A 7,092-nucleotide genomic window follows, 5' to 3' on the forward strand; every position below is an offset into this window, starting at 1 on the left:
ATCGGGCCGCGAGGGCGGCCTCGTTGCTGAACCGGTGCCGTCTCCCGCACCGGCTCGCAATACCATTCAGACGATCGGGGTGCCCGGCGCCATCGGCACCCGCGGCTGCAGCAGCACGCTTTGGCTCTCGTCCGGGGTCTCGGCGCAGAGCAACATGCACTCGGAACGCTCACCGCGCATCCTGGTGGGCTTGAGGTTGGTCAGTACCACCACTTCGCTGCCCATCAGCTCCTCTTCGCTGTAATAAGGCACCAAACTGGTGACGGTCTGCAGCGGCCGCTCGCCACCCACGTCGATCTGGACGATGTAGAGTTTGTCGGCCCCGGGGTGACGAACCACCTCCAGCACCTTGCCCACCTTCATCTCGACCCGTTTGAATTCGGCAAACTCGATCGTCTCGCTCATGCTCTTTTCCTTTTATGGTTTAACGGTTTGCGGGTGGCCAACTGCCACCCGATTTGATTGGGATTCAATTCAGTGCCTATGGCGTCTGCATGGCAACCTGCGCCGCCGGCTGGGCCTCTTTGGCACGCGCTTCGGCACTGAGGGAGGCCTCGTATCTGTTGTATTTCCACCAGGCGAAGCCGAGGAAGATCACGATCCCGCCGACGTTGTAGAAGATGATGGTCATGATGTCGGCACCGGTCGGGAAGGTGGAGGCGAGGAAGCCCACCGAGAAGATGGCGATCAGCACCGAGACCACGGCGATGCCGGTGGTACGCGAACCCATCCTGAAATCCCGCGGCAGGTGATCGAGCTTCAGACGCAGATTGAGGTAGGCCAGCATGATGAACAGCGGCGGCAGCATGGAAGCGGCAGCGGTCATGTTGATGACGGTGTTCATCAGATCCTGCGCGGTGTTGGAGCCCAGGGTCGGGATCACCATCAGCGGCAGCACGATGAGGTACTGGATCCAGGCTGCACGGGCGGGCACGCCATTCTCGTTCAGCTCGACCGTCTTCTTGCCGAAGATGCCGGCCGGGATTTCGGAGAAGAAGATCTTCACCGGGGTCGCCGTCCACATCAGCAGGGAGCCAAACATGGCGGTGAAGGAGACCAGACCCACGAAGCGGTTCATCAGGATCTCAGGCAAACCGAAGTAGGCTGCCAGCCCCTCGAACACCTGCACCGAGCCGCCGGTATATTGCAGGGTGTCGCTGTGGACGAAGACGTTGATCAACAGCGATGCGATGGAGTAGAGCACCCCGATAAAGATCCCGGCGACGATGATCACCTTCACGAAGGATTTGGAGCCCCCTTTCACGTCATTGACGTAGACCGCCACCGACTCGGCGCCACCGGCCGCCATAAAGATCCAGGTGGTGATGCCCAGAAACGCCCAGCTGAAATCGGGGATCATGGCCTCTACCGTGATGGGGTCAGCCGGTTGCACGCCGCCCACCAGTGCCGCACCCGCCAGCAGAATGTAGGAGAGGGTCAGCAGCAGCATCAGGGACGAGGTCACCGAGGTGATGGGGCCGAGCATCTTGGCGCCGTTGGTGGAGACGTAGGTGGCAAAGGCGAACAGCACCATGCTCAATGCCGTGGTCGCCACCGGGGTGAGAATGTACTCGTAGCCGAGGAAGGCATAGGAGGCGTAGGCAATAACCCGCGGCAGCAGCGAGGTGAAGAAGAAGAGGTTCACGAACCAGTAGGTGTAGGCGGAGATAAAGGCCCAGCGACCGCCGAGGGAGCTCTTCACCCAGGCGTAAACCCCCGCTTCGGAGTTCTTATTCAGTGACACAAATTCCGCAATGATCAGGCAGAACGGAATGAAGTAGAAAATGGTGGCCAGAAAGAACATCGGGGCCGAGGCCAGACCGATTTCGATGTTGTTGTTGATGACGTTGTTGAAGCTGAATACCGCCGCGAAGGTGAGCGACAGCAGACCAAACTTGCCTATCGTATTGCGTTTGGAATCAGACATGGGGCATCTCCAGACCTGTAGTTATCTCAGCGAAAGGGCGGGGCATGGTTTGTAGGGTGTGCCCCGCCCTTCCGGCTTTTATCAGTGCAGAACCGGCGGCTTGTTATTTGTTCTTGAAGTAGCCGCCTTCGACGGTGACCTTGATGATCACCTTGCGCACCGGCCCGTCGCCGACAAACCGGTAAGCCTCGTCGTTCTCGAAGATCACCACCTGACCGTTGCCGACTTTCTGGCGCTCGCGCACCTCGCCTGCCAGCCACTCGCGGTCGGTGGTGTCGTCATAGGCCTGCTCGACCCGCAGATCCGGCTTGGCAGCCCACTCCACCGTCTCTTCCCCTTCCAGGTAGTAGTGGACGTCGAAATAGCGGCGCTGCCCCTCGAACAGTGAGGTGGCCGGGCTGGCCCCCTCCTGCAAGCGGTAAGTTAGGGAGTCACCGATGGAGTGGCAGATACCGGGCTTGAGGTTCGGCAGGTTGTTGATGGCCTCCACGCAGCGGCCCCACTTCTTGCCCTCCCGGTAGATGTTTTTGAACAGGGTCAGGTTGTCCAGGGTGATCATGCGAGGTTCCTCCCGCCGTTGATGGTGAGATCGAGCCCGGCCAGCGCAGCCGGATTGAGGTTGCCACGGGCGATGGGCAGCAGGGTCAGGCCGAAGCTGAATGGCTCGAAGCGCACCCGCCAGGAGTCCAGCACCTCGGAGCCCCAGGAGTTGGAGCCGAGCCCCAGTACCTTGTGATCCAGATTGAGGGTGAGATAACCGCAGGGCTCCAGCTCGTTGATGTGCTGCGCCGCGTGGATATGCTCCCAGCTGTAGGGCCAGACGCTCAGGTTGATGGGGGCATCGGGTCGCACGTAGAGACCGGCGCCGTGGCGGTTGGTCAGGGTCGCCCAGCGCACCTGCTGGCGGTTGCCGTTGTCCTGCGGGAAGGGGTAGTGCTCCCACATCTCGCCGACTGTGCTCTGGAAGCTGTCGATCCAGTTGCTCTGGCGGCTGTCCTGATAGTTTTCACCCGGCCCCATGCCGTAGTAGTGCACCCGGTCGAGATCCTGACGAATGCCCAGCTCGAAGCCGATCTTGGGGATGATGTCGTCATAACCGCCGTAGGGCTGGCCGGACAGTGCCACGTGCAGCTGGCCGTTCGGGCTCAGGGTGTAGACGTAGCGGCAGCGCATGCCGAAGTCGAACACCGGCGGCGCGATCAGGCTCTCGACCGTCACCTCGACCGCGTCACCCAGCTGACGCCAGCTCAGGGTACGGAAGTGCTCCTGCATGATCTGCAGGTGGTTCGGGTGCCACAGGCTCTCGTACTCCTGCTTGTGGTTGTCAATCATCGGCTTGAAGAAGGTGAGGCGCGGCGAGCGCTCAATCAGCTCGATACCATCCTGCTGCCAGCTCACCAGCTTGCCGTCGAGGCGCGAGAAGCGCAGGTCAAAGCCGCTGCCGCTCAAGGTCAGGTCGAGGCGCTCGTCGGCGATATGCAACGGAGTGGCGTTGGGGTTGGCAAAGGGTCGCAGCTGGCGAGTCGACTCTTTCAGCTGGAACTGGTACTGGCCCAGCTCGTGCTCCGCCGCGCTGTAACGGGTGGCACTGGCCTTGATGACCCGCAGCTGGACGAAGGTTTCCCGCCCATCGAAGGATGGCAGTTCGAGTTGCAGCTCATTGGTGGCACCGGGAGCAATCCCTTCCAGCCGGATTTGCTGGCTGGCCAGCAGTTCGCCCTCGGCCTTCACCTCGACCAGCAGGCGGATATCGTCGAGAGTGGAGAACCAGTAGCGGTTTTCCACTTCCAGCTTGCCGCTCGCCAGATCCAGCGCCCGCACCTTGACCGGGCAGATCACCTGCTTGTATTCGCGCAGGCCCGGCCCCGGGGTTTGATCCGGGTAGATGAGGCCATCCATGCAGAAGTTGTAGTTGTTGGGGTAGTCGCCGTAGTCGCCGCCGTACTTGTAGACGGGGCGCCCCTGCTCGTCCTGATCCAGAATGCCGTGATCGCACCACTCCCAGATGTAGTGACCCTGAATGTGGGGATGGCGGTCAAACACCTGCTGATATTCGCTGAGGCCACCCGGGCCGTTGCCCATGGCGTGGGCGTATTCGCAGAGGATGCGTGGCTTCGCCATGGGGAACTCGCCGAAGCAGTTCATCTGGGAGACGCGGGAATACATGGTACTCACCACATCCACCACCTCGGCGTCGCGATCCTCCTCGTAATGCACCAGCCGGGTCGGGTCGATTGCCTTGCAGCGCTGGTACATGGCTCTGATGTTGCAGCCGTAGCCGGACTCGTTGCCCAGGGACCAGATGATGATGGAGGGGTGGTTCTTCTGGGCGTGCACGTGGCGCTCGATCCTGTCCACGAACACCGGCTCCCAGAAGGGATCGTCGGTGATGCGGCTGAGATCGCCGACGTTGGCGAAGCCGTGGGTCTCCACGTCGGTCTCTGCCATCACGAACAGACCGTACTGGTCGCACAGCTCGTAGAAGCGCGGGTCGTTCGGATAGTGGGCGGTGCGCACCGAGTTGAGGTTGTGCTGCTTCATCAGCACGATATCGCGCTCTACCCGATCCATACCGACTGCGCGGCTCTTGAGGTGATCATTGTCGTGGCGGTTCACCCCGTGCAGCTTGAGGTAGTGGCCGTTGACGTAGAAGAGGCCATCCTTGACCTTGATTTCACGCACCCCGACCCGCTGCGGGATCACTTCCAGCAGCGCCCCCTGACCGTTGTAGAGGGAGAGTTGCAGCTGATAGAGGTAAGGATCTTCGGCGCTCCACAGGTGCGGGTTGGCCAGATCCAGCGTGAAGCGGCAATCACACTTGCCGTCGATGGCGAGATTGTCGAGTGTGCCACTGGCGATCTCGCTGCCCTGATCCAGCAGCGACCAAACCAGACGGTGATCACGGGCAGGTGCACCCAGATTCTCCAGCTGGATATCGCAGCTCAGGGTAGCGCTCTGGTTATCATCGGCCAGCGCGGTGCGGATGAAGAAATCCTGCACATGGGCGGCCGGTTTGCCCACCAGATAGACGTCGCGGAAAATCCCCGCCATCCACCACATATCCTGATCTTCGATATAGGTGGAGTCGGCCCACTGCATCACCCGCACTGACAGCAGGTTCTCGCCAACCTTGGCGTAGGCACTGATATCGAACTCGGCGGTGAGGCGACTCCCCTTGCTGAAGCCGACGTAGTGGCCGTTCACATAGACCTCGAAGTAGGTCTCCACCCCGTCAAACTTGATGATCACCTGCTCGCCGTCCCAGGCCGGGCTCAGCGTGAAGCTGCGCTGATAGGCACCGGTGGGGTTGTTGGTCGGCACGAAGGGCACATCGATGGGGAAGGGAAAACCTTCGTCGGTGTACTGCAGCTGGCCATGTCCTTCCATCTGCCACATGTTGGGCACGGTGAGCTGGCCCCACTCGCTCATGGGGCTGTGATAGAAGGCCTCCGGCACCTGCAGGGGGTGGTCGAAGTAGTGGAACTGCCACTGGCCGCCAAGACTCAGAAAACGGCGGCTCAGCTCGCGCTGCATGGTGGCCGCCAGCGCGTGGTCGGCATAAGAGAAGAAGTAGGCACGCGGGGCCAGCCTGTTTTCACCAACGAATTGGACGTTTTCCCAGTTATTCACATGTCCTCCCGGAACAAGGCAACGTTAACTGGGTAAACTTTAGATAAACATTTACTAAATATCAGCTTTGGATTGGTAAAGTTTTAACCTGATCACAATGAACAGATGGTTTTGTGAGCGAGATCAGAAGCGGGAGATAAAGGAGGGCAAGATATGGATGAGTGGCATAGATGTTGATAGCCGTTGGCTGAAATGCAATAAAATCAACTATAAAACAATACGATATGACGTCACGGGATGATATGGGAAATAAGTTTACTTGGGAGAGGAGTCGCACCACCGCAAGATGGCACGACTAAAAAGCAGAATGTTTTACTAAAATCAGCGAGTGGTGCCACGCAGGGTCAACTTGCTCGGTACCAGCACCCGAAGGGGAATATCCCGCTCGTCTCGCAGCCGCTCAACCAGCAAATTGACCCCCTGGGAGCCCATCAACTCGGAGTGGATCCGCACCGTAGAGAGCGGCGGGAAGGTGAACTTGGCGGTCGGGATATCGTTGACGCTGATAAGCTCGATCTGCTGGGGAATCGCCAGTCCCTTCTCATGAATGGCACGCAGCACACCGATGGCGATGGAGTCGGAGGCGACGAACAGCGCCTTGGGCCAATCCCCTGCCAGCATCTCCTTCGCCAACTGGTAGCCGGAAGCGCTGGAGAAGTCCCCACGATAGAGATCGCTCTCCTGCACCACCCCCAGCCGCTGACCATAATCCCGGAAGGCCAGTTCGCGCAGATCCGGATTCTCATCCTGGCCACCGATATAACCGATGCGCTGGTGTCCCTGAGCGATAAAATAATCCACCACTTGCTGGCTGATCAGGGCGAGATCCACATCGACCGAGTCGAATTCTCCCTGTGAACGGCAGTCGACAAACACCAGCTGGCTGGAACAAGCCCTGAGCTGGGCCAGACGTTCGGCTGTGAGGGTACCGACCACCAGAATGCCATCCACGGCGCTCAATTCACGCCCTTCACCACAGTTGTAGAGATGAGTCAGTTCGATATTGAGGCGGGCACTCTGGGTCTCGATACCATAACGGATGGCGAGATAGTAAGGGTCGTTGACCTCGGTACTCTGGGGATAGGCATAGACCACCAGAAAGTGCAGCTTGCTCTTGTGTACCCCCTTGCGGGCGCTGCTGGTCTTGTACTCCAGCCGTTCGGCAATCTCGAAGATCCGCTGCTTGGTCTCTTCCTTGACGCTCAGGCTGGGATCCTCGTTCAGTACCCGGGATACCGTCGCGAGAGAAACCCCCGCTTCCTGTGCAATTTCCTTCAACGTAGCCATCAATACCTCGCTGGCAGCATCACGTGTTAATCGGTAACGGCTAAAGAGTAACGGGCAATCCCTTGATAGCCCAGCACTTTTACTAAAATGCCGGCGGCGGTGCAGATTTTTGGAACCCAGAAATGCAAAAAGGCCTCCCGGATGGGAGGCCTCTTCTAAATAGGTGCCTGACAGTGTCCTACTCTCGCATGGCGAATGCCACACTACCATCGGCGCTACCGCGTTTCACTTCTGAGTTCGGCATGGGA

5 protein-coding genes are annotated in these 7,092 nt (G+C 59.5%); all 5 read right to left on the bottom strand.

All coding sequences use genetic code 11. The features are described from left to right. Window positions 1-66 precede the first annotated feature (66 nt). The 5 genes from G5168_RS08000 to ebgR all read right to left on the bottom strand — a co-directional run bounded on the left by G5168_RS08000 (window position 67) and on the right by ebgR (window position 6,844). A complete protein-coding gene (locus G5168_RS08000; protein WP_026080427.1) occupies window positions 67-405 on the bottom strand; it encodes a tRNA-binding protein in 339 nt (112 codons plus the stop codon). Between the two features lie 76 nt (window positions 406-481). Continuing rightward, the gene (locus G5168_RS08005; protein WP_227341739.1) at window positions 482-1,927 is read right to left on the bottom strand and encodes an amino acid permease; all 1,446 of its coding nucleotides are present in this window, start codon (window positions 1,925-1,927) and stop codon (window positions 482-484) included. A gap of 103 nt (window positions 1,928-2,030) precedes the next feature. Next, complete coding sequence (locus G5168_RS08010) at window positions 2,031-2,486, bottom strand: beta-galactosidase subunit beta (RefSeq protein ID WP_149153830.1); 456 nt, start codon at window positions 2,484-2,486, stop codon at window positions 2,031-2,033. Then, a complete protein-coding gene (ebgA, locus tag G5168_RS08015) occupies window positions 2,483-5,557 on the bottom strand; it encodes a beta-galactosidase subunit alpha (RefSeq protein WP_421172659.1) in 3,075 nt (1,024 codons plus the stop codon). Before ebgA ends, G5168_RS08010 begins: the two co-directional genes overlap by 4 nt. Window positions 5,558-5,878: 321 nt before the next feature. Further along, window positions 5,879-6,844, bottom strand: coding sequence for a transcriptional regulator EbgR (gene ebgR, locus G5168_RS08020; protein WP_058056272.1), 966 nt, complete (start codon window positions 6,842-6,844; stop codon window positions 5,879-5,881). Window positions 6,845-7,092: the final 248 nt, after the last annotated feature.

This window comes from Aeromonas sp. 600724, from assembly GCF_049175135.1.
GTDB classification, from domain to species: domain Bacteria; phylum Pseudomonadota; class Gammaproteobacteria; order Enterobacterales; family Aeromonadaceae; genus Aeromonas; species Aeromonas veronii_A.